This window comes from Nisaea sp., assembly GCF_034670185.1.
GTDB lineage: Bacteria > Pseudomonadota > Alphaproteobacteria > Thalassobaculales > Thalassobaculaceae > Nisaea.
Genome location: NZ_JAXMNY010000004.1, coordinates 1 through 20,074, shown reverse-complemented (window position 1 = coordinate 20,074; position 20,074 = coordinate 1). Strand labels below are relative to the sequence as shown.

The 20,074-nt window shown below is 60.4% G+C and carries 20 protein-coding genes and 1 tRNA gene; 12 read left to right on the top strand and 9 right to left on the bottom strand.

The window, feature by feature from the left end:
* Positions 1-65 precede the first annotated feature (65 nt).
* Genes VOI22_RS16460 through VOI22_RS16450 form a run of 3 tightly spaced genes read left to right on the top strand, consistent with a single transcriptional unit; the run spans position 66 to position 2,076 of the window.
* A complete protein-coding gene (locus VOI22_RS16460; RefSeq protein WP_323797542.1) occupies positions 66-995 on the top strand; it encodes a VOC family protein in 930 nt (309 codons plus the stop codon).
* 59 nt (positions 996-1,054) lie between these two features.
* Positions 1,055-1,348: a hypothetical protein gene (locus VOI22_RS16455; protein WP_323797541.1), complete on the top strand. Its 294-nt coding sequence runs from the start codon at positions 1,055-1,057 to the stop codon at positions 1,346-1,348.
* Between the two features lie 38 nt (positions 1,349-1,386).
* Positions 1,387-2,076, top strand: coding sequence for a fused DSP-PTPase phosphatase/NAD kinase-like protein (locus tag VOI22_RS16450; RefSeq protein WP_323797540.1), 690 nt, complete (start codon positions 1,387-1,389; stop codon positions 2,074-2,076).
* A gap of 5 nt (positions 2,077-2,081) precedes the next feature.
* Here the strand turns inward: VOI22_RS16450 and denD are convergent, their stop codons facing one another.
* Together denD and otnI are read right to left on the bottom strand one after the other, a co-directional pair.
* The gene (gene denD, locus VOI22_RS16445) at positions 2,082-3,074 is read right to left on the bottom strand and encodes a D-erythronate dehydrogenase (RefSeq protein ID WP_323797539.1); all 993 of its coding nucleotides are present in this window, start codon (positions 3,072-3,074) and stop codon (positions 2,082-2,084) included.
* Positions 3,071-3,850, bottom strand: coding sequence for a 2-oxo-tetronate isomerase (otnI, locus tag VOI22_RS16440; RefSeq protein ID WP_323797538.1), 780 nt, complete (start codon positions 3,848-3,850; stop codon positions 3,071-3,073). Before otnI ends, denD begins: the two co-directional genes overlap by 4 nt.
* A gap of 131 nt (positions 3,851-3,981) precedes the next feature.
* Between otnI and otnK the strand changes: the two genes are divergently transcribed.
* Complete coding sequence (gene otnK, locus VOI22_RS16435) at positions 3,982-5,250, top strand: 3-oxo-tetronate kinase (protein ID WP_323797537.1); 1,269 nt, start codon at positions 3,982-3,984, stop codon at positions 5,248-5,250.
* Positions 5,251-5,259: 9 nt separating this feature from the next.
* Here otnK and VOI22_RS16430 read toward each other — a convergent pair whose 3' ends face one another.
* From VOI22_RS16430 to apaG, 6 genes are all read right to left on the bottom strand, one after another.
* Positions 5,260-6,009, bottom strand: coding sequence for a HAMP domain-containing sensor histidine kinase (locus tag VOI22_RS16430; protein ID WP_323797536.1), 750 nt, complete (start codon positions 6,007-6,009; stop codon positions 5,260-5,262).
* A 178-nt stretch (positions 6,010-6,187) separates the two neighbouring features.
* Positions 6,188-7,936 (bottom strand): IlvD/Edd family dehydratase, encoded by a 1,749-nt coding sequence (locus tag VOI22_RS16425; RefSeq protein WP_323797535.1) that lies wholly within the window; start codon positions 7,934-7,936, stop codon positions 6,188-6,190.
* Between the two features lie 123 nt (positions 7,937-8,059).
* On the bottom strand, positions 8,060-9,229 hold the full coding sequence (argE, locus tag VOI22_RS16420) for an acetylornithine deacetylase (protein ID WP_323797534.1): 1,170 nt from the start codon (positions 9,227-9,229) through the stop codon (positions 8,060-8,062).
* A 25-nt stretch (positions 9,230-9,254) separates the two neighbouring features.
* On the bottom strand, positions 9,255-10,706 hold the full coding sequence (locus VOI22_RS16415) for a TrkH family potassium uptake protein (protein WP_028465930.1): 1,452 nt from the start codon (positions 10,704-10,706) through the stop codon (positions 9,255-9,257).
* A 134-nt stretch (positions 10,707-10,840) separates the two neighbouring features.
* Positions 10,841-11,485 (bottom strand): GTP cyclohydrolase I FolE, encoded by a 645-nt coding sequence (folE, locus tag VOI22_RS16410; RefSeq protein WP_323797533.1) that lies wholly within the window; start codon positions 11,483-11,485, stop codon positions 10,841-10,843.
* Between the two features lie 89 nt (positions 11,486-11,574).
* Positions 11,575-11,967 (bottom strand): Co2+/Mg2+ efflux protein ApaG, encoded by a 393-nt coding sequence (apaG, locus tag VOI22_RS16405; protein WP_323797532.1) that lies wholly within the window; start codon positions 11,965-11,967, stop codon positions 11,575-11,577.
* Positions 11,968-12,320: 353 nt separating this feature from the next.
* On the opposite strand from apaG, the gene VOI22_RS16400 reads away from it, so the two are divergent.
* The 8 genes from VOI22_RS16400 (at position 12,321) to VOI22_RS16365 (ending at position 17,958) form a co-directional block, all read left to right on the top strand.
* Positions 12,321-12,394: transfer RNA gene (locus tag VOI22_RS16400), tRNA-Gly, on the top strand.
* A 366-nt stretch (positions 12,395-12,760) separates the two neighbouring features.
* The gene (locus VOI22_RS16395; RefSeq protein ID WP_323797531.1) at positions 12,761-13,330 is read left to right on the top strand and encodes a DJ-1/PfpI family protein; all 570 of its coding nucleotides are present in this window, start codon (positions 12,761-12,763) and stop codon (positions 13,328-13,330) included.
* A 110-nt stretch (positions 13,331-13,440) separates the two neighbouring features.
* Positions 13,441-13,668 carry a DUF1289 domain-containing protein gene (locus VOI22_RS16390; protein WP_323797530.1) on the top strand — a complete coding sequence of 76 codons (228 nt, stop codon included), beginning with the start codon at positions 13,441-13,443 and terminating at the stop codon, positions 13,666-13,668.
* Positions 13,669-13,683: 15 nt separating this feature from the next.
* Positions 13,684-14,082: a RidA family protein gene (locus VOI22_RS16385; RefSeq protein ID WP_323797529.1), complete on the top strand. Its 399-nt coding sequence runs from the start codon at positions 13,684-13,686 to the stop codon at positions 14,080-14,082.
* A 285-nt stretch (positions 14,083-14,367) separates the two neighbouring features.
* Positions 14,368-14,877: an adenosylmethionine decarboxylase gene (gene speD / locus VOI22_RS16380; protein WP_051284782.1), complete on the top strand. Its 510-nt coding sequence runs from the start codon at positions 14,368-14,370 to the stop codon at positions 14,875-14,877.
* Positions 14,874-15,722, top strand: a complete 849-nt coding sequence (gene speE / locus VOI22_RS16375; RefSeq protein ID WP_323797528.1) for a polyamine aminopropyltransferase — start codon at positions 14,874-14,876, stop codon at positions 15,720-15,722. Before speD ends, speE begins: the two co-directional genes overlap by 4 nt.
* 276 nt (positions 15,723-15,998) lie before the next feature.
* On the top strand, positions 15,999-17,048 hold the full coding sequence (locus tag VOI22_RS16370; protein ID WP_323797527.1) for a glycosyltransferase family 2 protein: 1,050 nt from the start codon (positions 15,999-16,001) through the stop codon (positions 17,046-17,048).
* A complete protein-coding gene (locus tag VOI22_RS16365; RefSeq protein ID WP_323797526.1) occupies positions 17,035-17,958 on the top strand; it encodes a glycosyltransferase family 2 protein in 924 nt (307 codons plus the stop codon). The genes VOI22_RS16370 and VOI22_RS16365 overlap by 14 nt, the downstream gene beginning before the upstream one ends.
* 17 nt (positions 17,959-17,975) lie before the next feature.
* Here the strand turns inward: VOI22_RS16365 and VOI22_RS16360 are convergent.
* Positions 17,976-20,074 (bottom strand): calcium-binding protein (locus tag VOI22_RS16360; RefSeq protein WP_323797525.1); only part of this gene is annotated, 2,099 nt, incomplete at its 5' end.

Sequence of the window (20,074 nt, the reverse complement as noted above, 5' to 3'; positions counted from 1 at the left end):
AGTGCTTTGATTTCTCCGCATAGTGACGCCGCAGATTCGGAAAGCAAGCCGGGAAAGAACGGAACATGGAACAGCCGCGGCAATTGCCAGTCGGAGAGGAGATCTTCCTCGATCATATCGCGCACTTCGTGCCGGACATGGCGGAGGCACATCGCGAGTTTAATCGGCTCGGTTTCGTGCAGACGCCCTATACCGAGCACCGCCATATCGTTGGCGAGGAGGTGGAGCCGGTGCCGTCCGGAACGGCCAACCGGTGCATCATGCTGCCGGAGGGCTATATTGAGGTGATCACGGTCTCCGATGCCACAACACCGCTTGGTGAGCGCTCGGCAGCCCAGATGGAGCGTTATGTCGGCCTGCATCTGATTGCCTTTTCCTGTGCCGATCCGGAAAGCGTTCAAGGCCGGTTGACCCTGACGGGCTTTCACCCGGAGCCCCTGGTAAACCTGAGGCGCCCGGTCAGCCTGGCCAGCGGAGGCGAGGACGAAGCCTCCTTCACCGTTTGCCGGGTACGGTCGCAGGATATGCCTGAAGGCCGGGTGCAATATGTAGCGCATCATACCGAGGAGATCGTCTGGCAGGACCGCTGGCTACATCACGGCAATGGCATCGTCGCGCTGCGCGATGTGGTGGTCGGCGTCGAGACTCTCGACAAGGTGGCCGCGCGCTATTGCTGGTTCCTCAACCGTGGCGGCCCGAAGCCGATGAGCGAACATGTCTGGCGCATTCCGCTTGATCGCGGTGGTGTGGTGGTTGTGGATGAGGCCGGGCTTGACGAGCTCGTGCCGGACGCCGAGTTGCCGGGGGACGGCCCTCTGATTGTTGGGTATGGGCTGTTGTCCAAAGATCTCGCCAAGACGGAGGCATTTCTGCGCGAGCGAGGTTTTGAGCCGGAGGCGCTGGGTGGCTATCTCCGGCTCTCGCTGCCCGAGACCATAGGCGGTACGCTGTTTATTGCGGAGGATGAGGCGAAATTACCCTGGATACAGGGATAGAATCATAAAATCGCCAGAAAATGCGTGTAGAAGAGCCTCAGGTTTAGGGGAGTTCGGTCATGTCTAAAACTTTGGTCGCGACAATGATGAGCGCGACGCGTCACACGCAGGAAGACTATACATTCACCGTTGATGACGACGCGATCTGGTCGAAGACACCGATCAAGATCATCCAGGCTTTCGCGGAATATGTGGATGAGAAGGTGTTCCCCGACGAAATGGTGGATTTCGAAATTAACGCCTCCTTCAAGAACGAAGAGCATAAATGCGTAACCGCAATGGGGCAGATGGTGTTCGAGCGTGGCCGGATTCCCTTTACCCTGATGATCGGTGAGCGCGGGGCGCGGGACTAATCCATGATCCCGACCGCGACAGCCGTGAGTGAGATTTGATGACCGACGCTTCCGTGCCCGAGAGCCCCTCTCTTCCGCGCCTTGAAGGCTTTGAGCGTCTGCGCGCCTGGTGGCACCTGATGGCGCAGGATCATGGAATCGTCCGCTCGATCTATCTGAACAAGCATCGGGTGCGGGATGACCTGTGGCGCTCGGCCCAGCCTTCTCCGTGGCATCTGGAGCGCTTCGCCGCGGCCGGGTTCAAAACCATCCTTAATCTGCGCGGCTCGGAGCAGGACAATTATCGTTATCGGTTGGAACGGGAAGCCTGCGAGCGGCTCGGACTGAAGCTGATCAGCCTGCCGATCCGTTCCCGCAATCCGCTGAAGCGGGAGACCATGATCGACGCGATCAATGTCTGGGACCAGCTTGAGGGTCCGACATTGATGCACTGCAAGTCCGGTGCGGACCGTACCGGGCTGATGAGCACGCTTTATCTGCATCTGAAGCATGACGTGCCGATGCGTGAGGCGATGGACCAGCTGTCGCTTCGCTTTGGTCACCTGCGGCAGGGCAGGACCGGTGTTGTCGATTTCGTCTTCGAAACCTTTGCCGACCGACACGACGAAACCGGGATCACATTCCGTGACTGGGTCGAGACGGAATATGATCCCGATGCATTGCAGGCTTCCTTCCCCGATCAGTGGTTCTTTTCCCTGATCGTCGACAAGGTGCTGCGCCGGGAGTAATCCGGTTAAGCGGCGATCTTTCCGTTCAGCTCATCCTCGATGAAGGCCCGGATCACGGCTTCCATGCCCTCATCCTGCGTAAAGCCGAGTGCGGCTGCTTTCTTGGTGTTGAAAGCGGGCGGCCAGCCACGCACGATCTTCTCGATGAAGGGATCGGGCTCCCAGTCGATGCGGGAGGCGACGACCGGGCCGGCGACATGTTCCAGTGCCTTCGCCATTTCCGCAACGGTGAGCGAGAAACCCGGGAGCGACACGGTGCGCGATGCGCCCCAGGCTTCGCCCGTCAGGTTGTGGGCATGGACCGTATTCTCGACGATGCTGCGCGGGGAGGCGAGCCACATCTTGGCGTCTCCGGCGACCGGACAGACGGCGCGCTGGCCCTGCAGCGGCTCGCGAAAGATCGAGCTGGCGAAGGTGGAGGCGGCCTTGTTCGGTTTTCCTGGGCGTACCACGACGGTCGGGAAGCGCAGGGAACGGCCATCCACGAAACCGCGCCGGCTGTAGTCCGAAACCAGCAGCTCTCCGATGGCTTTCTGGGTGCCGTAGGAGGTTTGCGGTGTGGTCGCCGTCATGTCCTCGACGATATTGGGCAGGTCTCCGCCAAAAGCGGCGCAGGAACTGGCGAAGACCATCTTCGGCGTGCCTTCGGCCTGCCGGAGGATTTCCAGAATGTTGCGCGTGGCATCCAGATTGACGGCCATGCCGAGTTCGAAATCTTCCTCCGCCCCGGCGCTTACAATGGCGGCAAGATGGAAGACGCTGTCCGTGTCGCCCGGAATGGCCTCGGCCAAGAGGGCGCTGTCGGTGATGTCGCCGGAGAGGCTGCGCACCCGGCTATCGTCCGTCAGCGCGGCAGGCGCAGGTACGGTGTCGAGAAGGGTCAGCTCGGTGACGCTCTGCCGACTGCCGTCGGCGGAGACCAGTGCGTTGGAGTCGAGCAGGCGCCGGGCCAGTTTCTGACCGATGAAGCCTGTGGCCCCGGTGATGGTGATTTTCATAGGGACCACTCCTTCTTCCATCCGAGACCGTCGATGGTCCCGGCTTCTGGCCGGTATTCGCAGCCGACCCAGCCGTCATAGCCAAGCTCGTCCATCAGATCGAACAGGTAACGATAGTTGATCTCGCCAATATCGGGCTCGTGCCGACCCGGGACGCCCGCGATCTGGATATGCTCGATCAGGTCGAGATAATCCTGCATGTGGACCGCGAGATTCCCTTCCATGATCTGGCAGTGATAGAGATCGAACTGCAGCCGGACATTATCGGCACCGACGGCTTGCAGGATCGACTTGGCCTGAGCCTGATAGTTCAGGAAATAGCCAGGCATATCGATGTTGTTGATTGGCTCGATGATCAGGGTCTTGCCGCGTGCGGCCGCGATCGGCGCAGCCTTTCGCAGATTGGCTGTCAGGGTTTCCGTGCATGCCTCGCGGGAGACGCCGTCGGGCACCATGCCGCTCATCACATGCAGACGCGGGCAGTCGAGGGCCTCGGCATAATCGAGCGCCAGTTCCAGCGCCTCGCCGAAACTGTCTTCCCGTCCGGGAATCGCCGCGAAACCGCGATCGCCAGCCTCCCAGTCGCCCGGCGGCAAGTTGAAAAGCGCCTGTTCGAGGCCAGCCTCCTTGAGGCGTGCCCGGATTGTTTCAGCCGGAAAATCATATGGGAACAGGAACTCGACGCCCTTGAAGCCGGCATCGGCCGCGGCCTGGAACCGGTCGAGAAACGCATGCTCCTGGAACATCATGGATAAATTGGCTGCCAGCTTTGGCATGAACACCCCCTTGGTTGCCGGTCCTTGAAATTGCCGGTTGTTGCGCGGACCCGCGCTTGATTGGAGAGGCAGCCTACAGCAGACTGCTCTGCCCGATCCAGAAACTGATTTTCCAAGGGAGACATGCGATTATGGCGCCTATTCTTGGCTGCATCGCAGATGATTTTACCGGAGCCACGGACCTCGCGAACATGCTTGTACGCGGAGGCATGCGGACCGTGCAGCTGATCGGTGTCCCCGATGAGAACACGGTTGTTCCCGAGGCCGATGCCATCGTCGTCGCCCTGAAGTCGCGGACCAACCCGGCAGAGGAGGCCGTCGCTCAGTCACGCGCCGCGCTGAAATGGCTGCAAGATGCGGGCTGCCGGCAGTATTTCTTCAAGTATTGCTCCACCTTCGATTCGACCGACGAGGGCAATATCGGTCCGGTGACGGATGCGCTGATGGCCGATCTTGGGACGGACTTCACGATTGCCTGTCCGGCCTTCCCTGAGACGGGGCGGACGATTTTCAAGGGTCATCTGTTCGTCGGCGACCAGCTTCTTTCCGACAGTCCAATGCGAAATCATCCTCTGACGCCGATGACCGACAGCAATCTCGTGTCGGTCCTGCAACGACAAACTAAAAAACCAGTTAAATTGATCCAATTCGCTACCGTGGAAGCTGGTACGGACGCCATCTCGGCTGAAATAGAAGCGTTGAAATCGACTGGCGGTGGCATCTCTATCGTCGATGCGGTTCTGGATAGTCATTTATTTTCAATTGGTTGTTCTCTGTCTGACCTTGCGTTGATTACCGGTGGCTCAGGAATCGCCCTGGGACTTCCGGAGAACTACCGGCGGCAGGGGCTGTTGGGCGAAACCGGCGGCGCGGATGCTGTTCCAGCGGTTTCTGGTCATGCTGCGGTGCTCGCCGGGAGCTGTTCCGTTGCGACGCTCGGGCAGATCGACCGGTTCAAGGCGGATCATCCATCCGTTGGCATTGACCCGCTGCGCCTGGCGGATGGCGAGAATGTGGTTCAGGAAGTACTCGACTGGGCGCGAGAGAAGATTCCGGCGGGCCCGGTGCTGGTTTATGCCAGCCAGCCGGCGGAGACGGTACGTGCCATACAGGATCGTCTGGGCCGTGCGGAGGCTGGCGCGCTGATCGAAGAGGCGATGGCCGCGATTGCGACAGGACTGGTTGCGTCGGGGGTTCGGCGCCTTGTGGTGGCGGGCGGTGAGACTTCCGGTGCTGTTGTTTCCGCGCTGGGCGTCGCTGGACTCCGCATCGGCGCGCAGATCGACCCCGGAGTCCCGGCGACAGTTTCACTGGGCGACGAGCCCATCGCGCTGGCGCTCAAGTCCGGTAACTTTGGCGGCCCGGACTTTTTTGCCAAGGCGCTGGCGGCAATGCCCTGATAAGGGCCGCTAATCGTTCTGGAAGACAAGCGCGACGGAGGTGCCGAAATTAGGATTGCTCCTGATTTCGATATCCACGCCATAGGGGGCGAGCTGGCTCTTCATGATCGACAGCCCGCGGCCGGTCCCAAGCTCTCCATCCGAACCTTCCGCCGGTTTGACCGGCAGAAACTGGAGAACTTCCGAGAGCTTCTCGGGTGACATCCCCGTGCCGGTATCGCGGATCACCATGATAGCGGCACCGGATTTTGGATCGCACTTGCCGATCACCGCAACGGTTCCGCCCGATGGAGTGAACTTGATTGCATTCGTGATCAGATTACCGAGTACATCTTCAAGGATTGCCTGGGGGATTGGCAGAGACGGAAAACCCGGCTCGAACTGGACATAAAGAGAGATGTTTTTCTCTCCCGCCAGTGCCATATAGCGTTCGGCGGTGTTTTTGGAGACTGCTGTCGCATCCGTCGGTGAAACAGGACCCGGTGCTCCCGTCTCATCTCTGTCTAGCAACCGGTCGCAGATGCGTACGAGGGCTTCGGCAGCATCATGGGCCACGGTGGAATAGCGTTGATATTGCGGGTGGCTGTGCGGTCCGTGCTTCTCGACCTTCAGGAGATGCGTGTAAGCCCGAAGCGCACTCAGCGCATTGCGCATTTCATGCGCAATGTCGGTCAGGAATTCCTTGTCGTCGTGAGGCGTTACCTCTGTTTCCGGAGCATCCGAAATGCGGGATTCATCCGGTATATGCGTCTTTTTCATGCCTATACGCGCCGTTTGCCATCAATTTATGGTAACGACGCCGCCGCATTAGAGTGTTCTTGTCTTCGATTTCGGTGCGATGCATGCCGACGCGCTACAGAATGATTATTCATCAATCATTGCATACTTTCGTATTATAACGCAGCCATCATGCACGCACTGAAGTCAGAAATTTTTATTAATGCGACTCGCGCATGACCGGCGTTCCGCTGCGACCGACGAGGAAATCCAGATCCGCCCCTTTGTCGGCCTGCTCCACATGTTCAACGTAGAGTTTGGAGTAGCCCCTGTCATAGGGCGATTCGAACCCGGGCCAGGCGGCCCGCCGACGCTCCATCTCTTCGTCTGAAACATCGAGATGCATGCGCCGTGCATCGACATCGACCTCGATCATGTCACCGTTCTGAACGAAGGCGAGTGGCCCGCCTGCAGCGGCTTCCGGTGCCGAATGCAGGATCACCGTGCCATAGGCGGTCCCGCTCATCCGGGCATCGGAAATCCGGATCATGTCCGTGATGCCTTTCTTCAGGACTTTCGGCGGCAAACCCATGTTGCCGACTTCCGCCATGCCCGGATATCCCTTCGGGCCGCAGTTTTTCAGCACCATGATGCAGGTCTCGTCGATATCGAGGCTCGGATCGTCGATCTTCTCCTTGTAATCCTCGATGGTCTCGAACACCACGGCCCGGCCGCGATGCTTCATAAGTTCCGGCGAGGCGGCGGATGGCTTGATGATGGCGCCGTCGGGAGCAAGGTTGCCGCGCAGGACGGCAATGCCGCCATTCGGCTTGAACGGCTTGTCGAGCGGGAAGATAACCTCCCGGTTCCAGCATTCCGCGTCCTTGTTGTTTTCCCAAATCGTCCGGCCGTTGACCGTCAGCGCGTCCTTGTGGATGAAACCTTCCAGCTCGCGGATGATCGCGGGCAGACCGCCGGCATAGAAGAAATCCTCCATCAGGAATTCGCCGGACGGCATCAGGTTGAGCAGGCAGGGCACGTCCCGGCCGAGCCGGTCCCAATCGTCCAGTGTGATGTCGATGCCCATTCGTCCGGCGAGGGCGAGCAGATGGACCACGGCATTCGTGGAGCCGCCGATCGCGCCATTCACCATGATGGCGTTTTCGAAATTCTCGCGCTTCAGCACGTCCGACATTCTGATGTCTTGGCGTACCATCTCGACAATTCGGCGCCCGGCCATCTGGGACAGTACATTGCGTCTGGAATCAACAGCGGGGATGGCCGCATTGTGCGGCAAGCCGGCGCCTAGGGATTCCACCATGGAGGCCATGGTGGAGGCGGTGCCCATGGTCATGCAGTGGCCGGCGGAACGGGCGCCGTCCTGCTCGGCATCCATGAAATCCTGCAGCGTCATCTCGCCGGCGCGGACCATCTCGGAGAATTTCCAGACATGGGTACCGCTGCCGACCAGCTCGCCGCGATAGTGGCCGTTCAGCATCGGGCCGCCGGAAACCGTGATGGTGGGGAGATCGCAGCTTGCCGCGCCCATCATCAGCGAGGGCGTGGTCTTGTCGCAGCCAACCAGCAGTACGACGCCGTCCATCGGCAGGCCGCGGATCGCTTCTTCGACATCCATAGAGGCCAGGTTGCGGTAAAGCATTGCCGTCGGGCGGAGCTGGCTTTCGGAGGTGGAAAAGACCGGGAATTCGACGGGCATGCCGCCCGCCTCATAGACCCCGCGCTTCACCCGCTCCGCGATATCGCGGAAATGGGCGTTGCAAGGATTGAACTCGGACCAGGTGTTGCAGATGCCGATCACCGGGCGTCCGTCGAACATATCGGCGGGAATGCCCCGGTTCTTCATCCAGGAACGGTGCGCCCAGCCATCCTTGTCGGCTTTGCCATACCAGTCGGACGAGCGTCGCTTGCCTTTGTTCGGATCGTCCTTGTTCGAATTGTCCTCGGCCATTATGCCGGTCTCCCCCTTGACCATCGTCCGGTTTCGGTGCCGGACGTTTTTTTAACTGTCGCGAACCGTCTCACCGGTTGGCGACGCGGTCAAGGTGGTGACTGGCGTGAGAGCCGTTCCGGCTTAGCCGTTTTGAGCGGCCCAGTCCGTCAGTTTGGCCATGAACTCGACGCATTCCTGGACCTGTGAGATCTCGATAAACTCGTCCGGCTGGTGCGCTTGCTGGATATAGCCGGGGCCGAAGATCACGCCCGGGACGCCGGCTTGCTGGAAGAAGCCAGCCTCAGTGCCGAAGGACACCGCGCCAGACTGGTTGAGGCCGGTCAGGTGGCGGATCAGGTCTTCGGCAGCGGATTCCGTGTCCGGTACGAGCGGCGGCACGTCGTTGACCAGCTCCATGGTGACGCCTGCTTCAGGCGATACAGCCTTGAGGGCCGGGTTCAGCTCGCTCTCGATATAATCGCGGACGCGCTGCTCAATGGCTTCGCCGTCATCACCTGGATGCAGCCGCATGCCCCAGCGGAACTTGGTGAATTCCGGGATGATGTTATGCGCGGTGCCGCCTTCGATGATGCCGAGGTCGATTGTGGTGTAGGGCGGGTCGAACTGGCTGTCCTCATGGGAGTTTTTTTGGAGCTCTGCCTGGATCTGTTCCAGCAGGTTGATGATTCGGGCAGCGAACATGATGGAGTTGGCGCCGCGGTGTGGCTCACTGGAATGGCCCGGGACACCACGCACGGTGACCATCAGGCTACGGCTACCCTTGTTGCCGCCGATGATCTTCATGCCGGTCGGCTCGCCGACCACGACGGCGATCGGCAGTGGCAGATTCTCCGTCATGTCCTTGATCAGGCCGCGCACGCCAATGCAGCCGACCTCTTCATCGTAGGAAAACGCGAGATGGATCGGTGTCTTCAGGCCGCGCTTTTTCATTTCCGGCGCCATGGCCAGCGCGATGGCGCAAAAACCCTTCATGTCGGCGGTGCCGCGTCCGAACAGCTTCTTGTCGGCTTCCCACATGGTGAATGGCTCGGCACTCCAGTCCTGGCCGTCGACCGGAACCACGTCGACGTGACCGGAGAGCACGACGCCGCCCTTGTCTTCCGGGCCGATGGTGGCCCAGAGGTTGGCTTTGGTCTTGTCCTCGTTGAAGGTCGTCCGCGTCGGAATGCCGTGGCCTTCCAGATAGTCCCGCGCGAAGTCGATCAGCGCGAGATTGGACAGACGGGACGTGGTGTCGAAAGCGACCAGGCGGTCGAGCATGGAAATGGATTGGGCGAGCATCTCGCTCATGTCGCGATACCTTTCCGGGCAGCGCCTAGCGGCGCCAGAAGGAGGGAGAGAGCATCACCAGGACGGTGAACAGCTCCAACCTGCCGAGCAGCATGCCGAATGACAAGAGCCATTTTGCACTGTCGGGCAGAGAGTCGAAATTCCCCGCCGGCCCAATGATCGGGCCGAGGCCGGGGCCAACATTGCTGATCGCGGTTGCGGCCCCCGAGACCGCGGTGATGAAGTCGAGGCCGATGAAGGAAAGCAGGGCCGCCAACGCCGCGAAACACAGCATGTAGAGGAAGAAAAAACCCATCACCGATTCCGAGACCGTTTCCGGGATCGGTTTGCGGTTGTAGTAGGGGATGAAAACGCCGTGCGGGCGCAGCAACCGCTCGATCTGGACCTGTGCGGTGGCATAGAGGACCTGGATCCGGAAGATCTTGATGCCGCAGGTCGTCGATCCGGCGCATCCGCCGACAAACATCAGGCACATGACGACGGTGACCGGGAAGCCTCCCCAGTTTCCGTAATCGGTCGTGGTAAACCCGGTCCCGGTCATCACCGAGACCATGTTGAAGGCGGCATACCGCAGCGCCTGCATCGGCGCGAAATCAAGCACATGCCAGTTCCACAGCGAGACGGCGGAGACCACGATTGCCACGATGGCGAGAAACCACTTCACCTGGCTGTCCTGGAACAGCGGGCGGAGCGATCCGCGCATCATTCGCAGGTAGTAGACGAATGGCAGGCTGCCCGCGATCATGCCAACAAAGACGATCCAGTCCACAAGGGCGCTATCATAGTGCCCGATGGAATCGTCGCGGGTCGAATAGCCGCCTGTCGCGATCGTTGCCATGGCGTGGGTGATTGCGTCGAAGCCCGGGAGGCCGGCGATCCAGAGTGCGGTCGCACATATTGCGGTGAAGGCCAGATAGATGCCGCTGATCCCGCCTGCCAGCTGCGCCGCGCGAGGCACCACCTTGTCCGGCGCATCGAACGCTTCGGTCTGAAACAGCTGCATGCCGCCGACGCTCAACATCGGCAGCACGGCCAGGGCCATGACGATAATACCGATGCCGCCGAGCCACTGCAGCAGGGCGCGCCAGAGCAGGATTCCCGGTGGTGCGTGATCGAGCCCGACGATAACGGTCGCACCGGTGGTGGTCACACCCGACATGCTCTCGAAGAAAGCATCGGCGACAGTCATGTCGAGCTGGGAGAAGGCAAACGGCAGTGCGGCGACTGTTGCGATCGTCAGCCAGCTGAGCGTGGTCAGAAGGAACGCCTGGCGGAGGCTCAGATTGGTTACCGATGGACTCGACGTGCTCAACATCATCGAAACGCCGATGAAGAGGGACAACGCGGACGCGCCGGTGAAAACTTCCCAGTCGGAGTTGCCGACGATGAGATCCACACCGGCCGGCAGCAACATGGCCACGGCCATGATCGACATGAGAAGACCGACGATGTGAAGGACCGGACCAATGGCGACCAAGTCCGCGCTCCAAATCCATTTGCACAGAGCGGGGATCATTGGACTGGCTGGAGCCCGATGTCCAGTACCGAAACGGAAAAGGGGCGCTGCCCAGTGGCCGCGCCCCCGATGTTCCGGTCCCGGTTATGAAGTGGTCAGTTGCCTTTCGTAACCAGGTCGAAGAATTCCTTGCGAAGCTCGGCATCCTCCTTGAAGCAGCCGGTCAACGTCTTGGTGACCATACTGGCGCCTGGCTTGCACACACCACGGGTGGTCATGCACTGATGTTCCGCCTCGACCATGACGGCAACGCCCTTGGGCTGAAGCACATCCTGGATCGTATTGGCGACCTGCGCGGTCATTTTTTCCTGGATCTGCAGCCGCTTTGCAAAAGTCTCGACGACCCTGGCCAGCTTGCTGACGCCGACCACGCGGTTGTTCGGCATATAGGCGATTGAAACCCGGCCGATGACCGGCAGCATGTGATGCTCGCAATGGGATTCCATGCGGATATTCTTCAACAGGACCATCTCGTGATAATCCTCGGTCTCCTCGAAAATGCGCTCGAGATAGACCCGTGGATCGCTGTCATACCCCTTGAACAGTTCTTCGTAAGAGCGCACGACGCGTGCCGGCGTCTCCAGCAACCCTTCCCGGTCCGGGTCGTCCCCGGCCCATTCGATCAGAGTACGAACCGCCGCTTCCGCGTCTTCGCGCGAGGGGCGTGGTCCGCCGACCTTAACGTCGACATCGTGGTCCGCCGCGGCCTCTGCGCGCAGTGCGTTGTCATAAGGCGACATTCTTGAATTCCTTCTCGGTCAAGGGCGCATGAATTGTGATGGGGTTACGCCCTCAGTGTTCCCAATGGATGCCCGACTTGCGCATCCGCTCAGTTTGGCCGTCCGGCCGCTTCCGGTAGGTCCAGCGAGAAACTGGGTACCGAAACAGTGAAAATGTGCCCGTCCGGGCCGGTCATGTCATAGTGACCGCTCATAAAGCCGGAAGGCGTTCCGAGCGGCGTACCACTAGTATATTCGAAACTTTCGCCCGGTCGGATCACTGGCTGTTCACCGACGACGCCTGGCCCGTCGACCTTCTGTTGGCGTCCGAGGGCATCCGTAATCTCCCAATGACGTGCACGCAGCTGTACTTCCGCATCTCCGAGATTCTCGATCGTGACCTTGTAGGCCCAGACAAAACGATGTTCCTCCGGGTCCGAATGATCCGGAAGATAGTGGGGTTGAACAAATACCCTGATCGCGCCCGTGGTCTCGCTGTACACTCTTTTCACCCTTCACCCGCGCCGTCGCTGTCCTTTGCTACCGGTGTCCCCGGTGCCAACGCTATATGTGGAGCGGAACTCCGAAGAGTCTACATAGAGCGCAGCGTGCGCCACCGCCAACAGTCGGGCAAGCGCCAGCGGCCGCACAATCTCTCACCATGTCGTGACTATATGGGACTGTAAAGCGTCGGAAGGGCGGGAATTGCCCGCGTCGCAGGGGATTAACCGAAGAGGAAAAGTCCGTCCGAGACAGAACCGGTTGAGACGCCGGCGTGCGTGATCGTGCCGCCGTCATTCAAGAGAGACGATTTCACTTGTAAGCAGGGCGCTGCTTGCGCATCTTTGGCGGTGTCGCGGGTGTAGTTCAATGGTAGAACATCAGCTTCCCAAGCTGAATACGAGGGTTCGATTCCCTTCACCCGCTCCAGTGATGCCAATCGCATCTCAACTCATGTTGAGGCTGGTGTGGAGATGATCGGATGTTCGGCGGATTGGGAATTTGCCAGCATCCCGGCCCGGATTTATCCGCGCAACGCAGCCATGCACATCTCTTGACTTGAATTTCGTCTCGATTTTCGCTATCTCCGACGCCGCGAGCTAATGCTCGTCGGTTTCAATTGTTTTGATCCCGCTCCCGGCCTTGACCGGGTGTTGAGGGATCCAGCCCACATTCGGCGTTTTGATGAGACTTGCTTTCCGGAGTCCGATTTTTCGGTGCATTCCGGGAGTGTCTTGATCCAGGACCGTTCCGGCCCCGCCGCACCCGACGAGACGCTAGAAAAAGGAGAACTAAATGCAGGACAAGCCGCTCACCGGAAAAAATATCGCAATCATGGTCGCCAACGGTTTCGATGAAGTCGAATTCGTCGAGCCCCAAAAGCAGTTGCTTGCCGCCGGCGCGACGGTCAAAGCCGTTTCCCGCGCCACCGGCCTCGTCAATGGCTGGTACGACGGTTCCTGGGGCCATTTCTTCCCGGTTGACGCGGACTTGGCTGACACGCTGGCCGTTGATTATGCTGGCCTCGTTGTCCCGGGCGGTGTCCGTGGCGTTGAGAAGCTTGCTGAAGACCCCCATGCCCAGCGCGTTCTGAAAGCTTTCATGCGCGCCGGTATGCCGGTTGCCCTGATCGGCGATGCCACGTCCCTGTTGATCACCGTCGAGGATGCCAAGGGCCGGACCGTTACCTCCTCCGCCGACACCCGTGAGGCTCTCGAAGCCGCCGGTGCCAGCTGGGAAGAGGTCGCTTCCGTGACCGAAGGCAACCTGGTCACCGCCAGCGGCACCGAAGGTATCGCTGAGATGATCCAGAGCTTTGCAGCCCTGATCAATGCTTTCGAAAGCAATGTGACCGAAGCAGCTTAACGCCGCTTCCGGACTATAAACCGACGCAGACGGCGTGGATTTTTGATCCACGCCGTTTTCTTTTCTGCAATGCTTCGATGTTCTGAAACTGTGGTCGGTAGATTTTCGTCATGCCCGATATTCCATCTCCCTGCGTTGCCGTTTGCCAGATCGACCGCGAGAGCGGTCATTGTCTCGGCTGCTGGCGGACGATCGAGGAGATTTCGGGCTGGTCACGGTATGACAGTGATCGCAGACTTCAGATCATTGCCGAACTGCATGATCGACGCGGCGCGGCCGTTCCTCGGCAAAGGCGTAAGAACCGGCGCAGTGCCGGTACAGCGACGCGTGTGGAGTGATTGGGGAGACGTGCCATGACGGGACCGGTGTTTCATTTATTCAATCAGGCGCCAGCTCCGGTCGCTCCATACAGCCACGCTGTCGAGATTGACGACTGGTGTCTGATCACGGGTCAGCTGGCGACCGATCCAGAGGATGACGCGCGGCCGCTGCCGGATGGCGTCGAGGCGCAAACCCGCCGGACCATGGAGAATCTGCGACTGGTGCTCGAGGGGCTCGGACTCGATTTCAGCCATGTCGTTTCTGCCCGCGTGTTCCTGACGGAATTCGAGCGTGACTACGATGCGATGAACACCGTCTATGCGGAGTATTTCGGTGCCGAAACCCGACCGGCCCGGACCTGCATCGGGGTCACCGGGCTGGCCAGGAAAGCGCTTGTCGAGATTGATTGCATCGCCTTGCGGCCGCGTTGAAAAAATCATCCAGGTACGGACTTGACATAGGCGCACATATTGCGCATTTGTGTCTTGGAAAGACGCGACCGGCAGGGCACCGCGACGAAGTGGGGCGCTTCCGGTCGAACTTTTTCGAGCGGCGGGTCAGAATTAACTTGCTACGGGGGGCTAAAAGCCTCAGAACGCCGCGCTTATATCCGCTTCATGCGGAGCGAAAGGAACGCCAGACCATTCCGCCCAACGGTGTTGCGGCAAGCGGGATGCGACGGGGTAACTGGGACATCTACTGGATAGGAGGGGTTGATGGATAAAAACGTCGCCTTCGCTGATTTGGGGATGGACTCGGATACTCAACCGAGCAGAACCAATTCCGACACCACCGGCACGGCCAATAATGATGGCACGGTCGTTCAATGGGCACCGACGCATTCGGATGCATCTCTCGATCATTTCGTGAAGAAGGACGGGCTGGTTTTTGCCGGCACGCACCTGATCATCGATCTGGTTGGCGCCTCGCGACTGGATGACCTCGCACATGTCGAGGAAACCCTGCGCGAAGCCGTCGAGGTTTCCGGGGCGACCTTGCTGCACATTCACCTGCATCACTTCACGCCGAACGGCGGTGTGTCGGGTGTTGCTGTGCTTGCTGAGTCGCATATCAGCATCCACACCTGGCCGGAGCGGGGCTATGCTGCGCTCGATGTATTCATGTGTGGAGATGCCGAACCGCACAAGGCGATCGCGGTGCTTCGTCGGGCTTTCCGTCCTGACTCAATTCAGCTCAACGACCTGAAACGGGGCCTGACCGTATGAGCGAGTGGTTCTGCGAAACCCTCCACAGCGGCTACGGACAACGTCTGGTGATCGACAAGGTGCTCTTCCGGGAACGGACGGAGCATCAGGATCTGATCATCTTCGAAAACCGTGCTTTCGGCCGGGTGATGGCGCTCGACGGCATCGTCCAGACCACTGAGGGCGACGAGTTCGTCTATCACGAGATGCTCACGCATGTGCCGATCCTGGCCCATGGCCGGGCGAAGCGCGTGCTGATCATCGGCGGCGGCGATGGCGGCATGGCGCGTGAAGCGCTGCGTCACACATCGGTCGAACAGGTGACAATGGTCGAGCTTGATCGCAGCGTCGTCGACATGTGCATCGAGCATCTGCCGTCTCTCAGCAACGGTGCGTTCGATAATCCCCGACTCGATCTGCAATTCGCCGACGGGGCGAAGTTCGTCGAGGAGACGGACGGGCGCTGGGATGTGATCATCGTCGATTCGACCGATCCCATCGGGCCGGGCGAGGTGCTGTTCCGGGAGAGCTTCTACCAGGCCTGCAAGCGGTGCCTCACCGACGGCGGTATTCTGCTTACACAGAACGGCGTGCCGTTTGTGCAAGGCGGCGAGGTGACGAACAGCTTCAACCGTCTCAGCCCGCATTTCACCGATGTCTGGTTCTACACGGCAGCGGTGCCGACCTATCAGGGCGGGCTGATGGCTTTTGGCTGGGCCAGTGACGATAAGTCTTTGCGCCAGCTTCCCGTTCCGAAGATTGCGGAGCGGTTCGAAGCCGCTGACATCTCCTGCCGCTATTACACACCGGAAGCCCATGCAGGCGCGTTCGGCTTGCCGCAATTCATCCGCAAGCTGCTGGTTTAGCCCGACCGCTATTTTTCTGCTGCTCGCTTAAGGCTTTCTTTACCGCTGCGCACTAGATTGAGTTGCAAGGAAGCGCCGTTTCCCCCAGCGGCAGCAATCACGTCCAGGAGCGTTTTCGCGCATCCCCCTAACCTGGCGAAGTGATCCTTCCGAGACTCTCCCTACGGGGCTCGTCGCTGACGAGCCCCTTTTGTTTGCGCGGATTGTGTCTCCGTGCTCGAAAGCGGAGATAAGGCCATGCTATGGTCATGAAAAATCAGCCAATTGCAGACCCGCATGGTAGCCAGAGCGCCACAAATCTCCGTCCTTGTCGTCGCCTATAATTCGGGCGCGTACCTGCCCCGCTGTCTGGCGGCGCTGGAAGCGCAGACATGCCGCGATTTCGAAATCCTGGTGCTCGATAACGGGTCTCCGGACGGAGATGATATTGACCTGGGAGATCTCGGCGTCCCGGCTGAGTTGGTGCGCAGCCCGGAAAATATAGGCTTTGCCGCCGGTAACAATCTGCTTGCCCGGCAGGCGCGAGGGACCTGGCTCGCCTTGCTGAACCCGGATGCCTTTGCCGAGCCGGATTGGCTCCAGGCCTTCGCGGATGCTGTCGCTCGCTATGACGGCATCTCCGTCTTCGGCTCGACCCAGCTTCTCGACAGCGACCCGGACTTGCTGGACGGTGCGGGGGATCATTACAGCCCGCTCGGTCTTGCCTGGCGGGGTGACCGGCTGAAGCCCGCATCTCTGATATCGGAAGATGCCGAGGTGATGGGGCCCTGTGCCGCTGCTGCGTTTTATCGCAAAGATGTCTTCGAGCAGGTCGGCGGTTTTGCCGAGACCTATTTCTGTTACTACGAGGATGTCGAACTCGGGCTGCGTTTGCGGCTTGCCGGCGAGCGCTGTATTCAGCTTGCTGGTGCCCGGGTCCGGCATGTCGCCTCGGCCATTGCCGGTGAGAACTCGGAATTCTCCCGCTACCACATCACACGGAACCGGATCTGGACGTTCCTGCGCACGATGCCCGCGCCGGTGTTCCATCTGATTCTGCCGTTGCTGCTGGCACAGCTCGCGCTCATTGTCCTGCTTGGCCCGGTGCGCGGCGACAGTGCCGTGCGGGTAAGGGCGATCAGGGATGCGCTTGCAGCTTTCCCCGAAATCATGAAACAGCGGGCCGCAATTCAATCCAGCCGAAAGGTGGGGATTTGCACGTTTCTTTCCGCGTTGAGCTGGAATCCTGCAAAACTCTTCGCCAAGGAAGGCGACCGTCGGCCGATCCGGCGTGAAAACAGAGCGGGACTGATCCCGCCAACCGGGGTGGAACATGCAGCAGACTAGCGTTGCCGCCATTATCGTCTCCTATCAATCCGATGAACGGCTGTTCCGGGGGCTGGAAGCGCTGGCCCCGCAGGTTGGGCGCATCATTGTCGTCGACAATGATTCTGGCGATCAGGTGACGGAAAAGCTGAAGGAAGTGGCTGAAGCCGACGGGGACAAAGTCCGGCTGGTGCTGAATGACGAGAATGTGGGGCTCGCGGCCGCGCAGAACCAGGGTATCCGGCAGGCACTGGAAGAAGGCGCGGACTGGGTTTTGCTGCTCGACGATGACAGCGTTCCTGACGCGGGCATGGTTGAGGCCCTGCTGGCCGCTTATGCCAGTCATCCGGCACCGGAGCGGATCGGCCTTGTCGCGCCGCGTCTGCACGATGCGGAATGCACCCTGAAAGCTCGCGCCTATGTCTCGAAACATGCTTTCGATTTCCGGCGGGTCCGGTTCGGGCCAGGCGATGTGCTCGACAATGTTGCCTTTGTCATGGCCTCGGGAAGCCTGGTGAAAGCGGAAGTGTTCCGAGAGATCGGCCTGATGCGCGAGGATTTCTTCGTCGATTACATCGACTTTGAATTCGCCTTTCGCATGCGGCGGTTCGGCTGGGGGCTGGTCGCAGTCGGCGATGCCGGGCTGGAACACCGGCTTGGCGAGTTCGAACACAAGCGGCTACTTGGTCGTGACTTCCGCTTCAACAGCCATTCAGGGTTCCGCCGGTACTATATCTACCGCAACCGCATGCGCGTCTGGCGGGCACACGGCTTGCGCCTGCCCGCCTTCTTCGCCTTCGAGGCCGCGTCGATCGCAATCGACCTCGCCAAGCTCATCCTGCTTGAGGACAACAAGCTGGAGAAACTTGCCGGAATAGGCCGAGGTGTGATGCACGCTATGTCGGGACGTGCATCACATCGTTCCGGATAAACCGCGAACCACGTGCGTTAAATCAGGTCCCAGCCTGCCGTCGCCGCAGATCCGAGGGCGCTTTGGTTGACGCCTATGAGGGTGACTGTTCCACCATCGGAGAGTGTGAGCAGCGTATTCCCGTCACTTTCCGTTGCTGTGTAGGTCAACCCATCCTGGAATTGCAGGCTGTCAATCCCCGCCTGGAAGTCGTTGACCTGATCGTTTCCGCCACCTGACGCAAAGACAAAAGTGTCCGCTCCGCCACCGCCGACAAGTGTGTCGTTTCCGGCATTGCCAAAGAGCAGGTCTGCGCCGCCGTCACCCGCCACGTAATCCGAGCCCTGTCCGCCATAGAGCGTGTCGTTGCCTAGATTGCCGGCAAGTGTGTCGTTCCCGGCATTGCCATAGACAATGTCCTCGTTCTGGCCGCCATAGAGGAGATCTTCGTTCTCTCCACCGTAGAGGGTGTCGTTGCCTTTGTTACCGTAGACGACGTCATTATCGTTGCCACCGAGAACAGTGTCATCGCCTTGACCGCCATAGACGGTGTCCATGCCGCCGCCGCCGAAGACGGAGTCGGTACCTTGGTTGCCGTAGACGATATCCTCGCCGAAGCCGGAGCCGACTGTGTCGTTTCCGCCGCCGCCGGCAAGGGTATCGTCCTCGGCACCGAGGGAGATGAACTGGGTTGCATCGTCGCCGACCACATAGTTCTGGCCCGCGCCACCATTGACGGTCGCGTTGCCGACGATGGCGGCGAACTCGATATTGTCGAGTTGCAAGATAGAGCCCGTTGGCAAGCCGGAGGTATCGATGACGAAAGCCTCCGAACCGGTAGATGTCCCGGTATCGCCGGTGATCTGAACGGTCTGGGCCCCCGAGCCCCCGCCGGAGAAGGTGATCGAGCGGATATCGAGACTGACGCCGCCGGAGCCGGTGATGAAGGTCTGGCCGTGTCCGTCGAGGAAGCTCTGCGCACCCGTGTCCGGCTCTGTTGCCTGGATCTCGCCGGTCAGGGTGGTGCTGGCCGTGCTGGTCGGCTGTGCGTTGGAGGTGCCGGAGGTTGTCAGTGATACGCCGGACGGCAGCGTCGCCGTCACTACGTTGCCGTTGCCGGTATTCTGCACGAGCGCGCCGGTCGCGGTACTGCCGCTGGTGTTTGCCAGTGTACGCCCGGTGGCGGTGCCCTCTGTGTCGGCCGCAGTCTGGTTGGTCACGGTCAGGCCGCCGCCTGAACTGCTTCCGCTGTCGGAAGAAGCCGAGGGAGTCGCCGTTGCGGTGGTGAGGGTCGTATTGCCGCCGGAGAAGGAGGCCGTGAATGTCACGCTGCCTGACGTGCCGGCGAGGTTCAGCGTACTGCCGCCGCCGAGATCGATTGTGCTGCCGGCGGTGGTGCCGTTCAGACTCGAAAGGTCGGTGCCGGTGATGACGATCGTGTCGCCGGCTTCAAGGCCGGAGATTGTGTCGGCGTTGAGATCGCTGACGCTGCCCGTGAAGGTATCATTGCCAGTGCCGCCAATCAGCAGATCGGCCCCGGCCCCGCCCGAGATGATATCCGCGTCGGCCCCGCCATAGAGCGTATCCGCGTCGGCCCCGCCGGAGAGTGTGTCTGCTCCGGCGTTGCCGTAAATGACATCCGCGCCGGCGCCGCCATCGAGAAAGTCATTACCGGAAAGCCCGAACAGGGTGTCGTTATCGTTCTGTCCGAACAGGCTGTCCGCGCCCGCCCCGCCCGAGATCACGTCCGCACCAGCACCGCCAGAGACCAGGTTTGCACCATCGCCCGCGTTAATCGTGTCGGCAGCGCTTGTGCCTGTAATGGAATCTGCGGAGGTGGAGCCGGAGATCAGCTCAACGCTGTTTAGTGTGGCGCTGGAGAGGTCAAAGGCACCGCCGCCATTGAGGGCGAGGACGTCCGTGCCGCCGCCGCCACTGACGGTCTCTGCCAGGCCTGTGATGTCCGCGGAAGTCGCGGCAAAAGTGTCTGCGCCTGTGCCGCCGATCAGGTTGTCGGCGCCTGCACCGCCGGAGATCAGGTTGGCGCCGTCGCCCGCATTGATAACGTCCGCACCGCCGCCACCGGCAATGGTATCGGCGCCACTTGTGCCGGTGATAGAATCCACAGAGGCAGAGC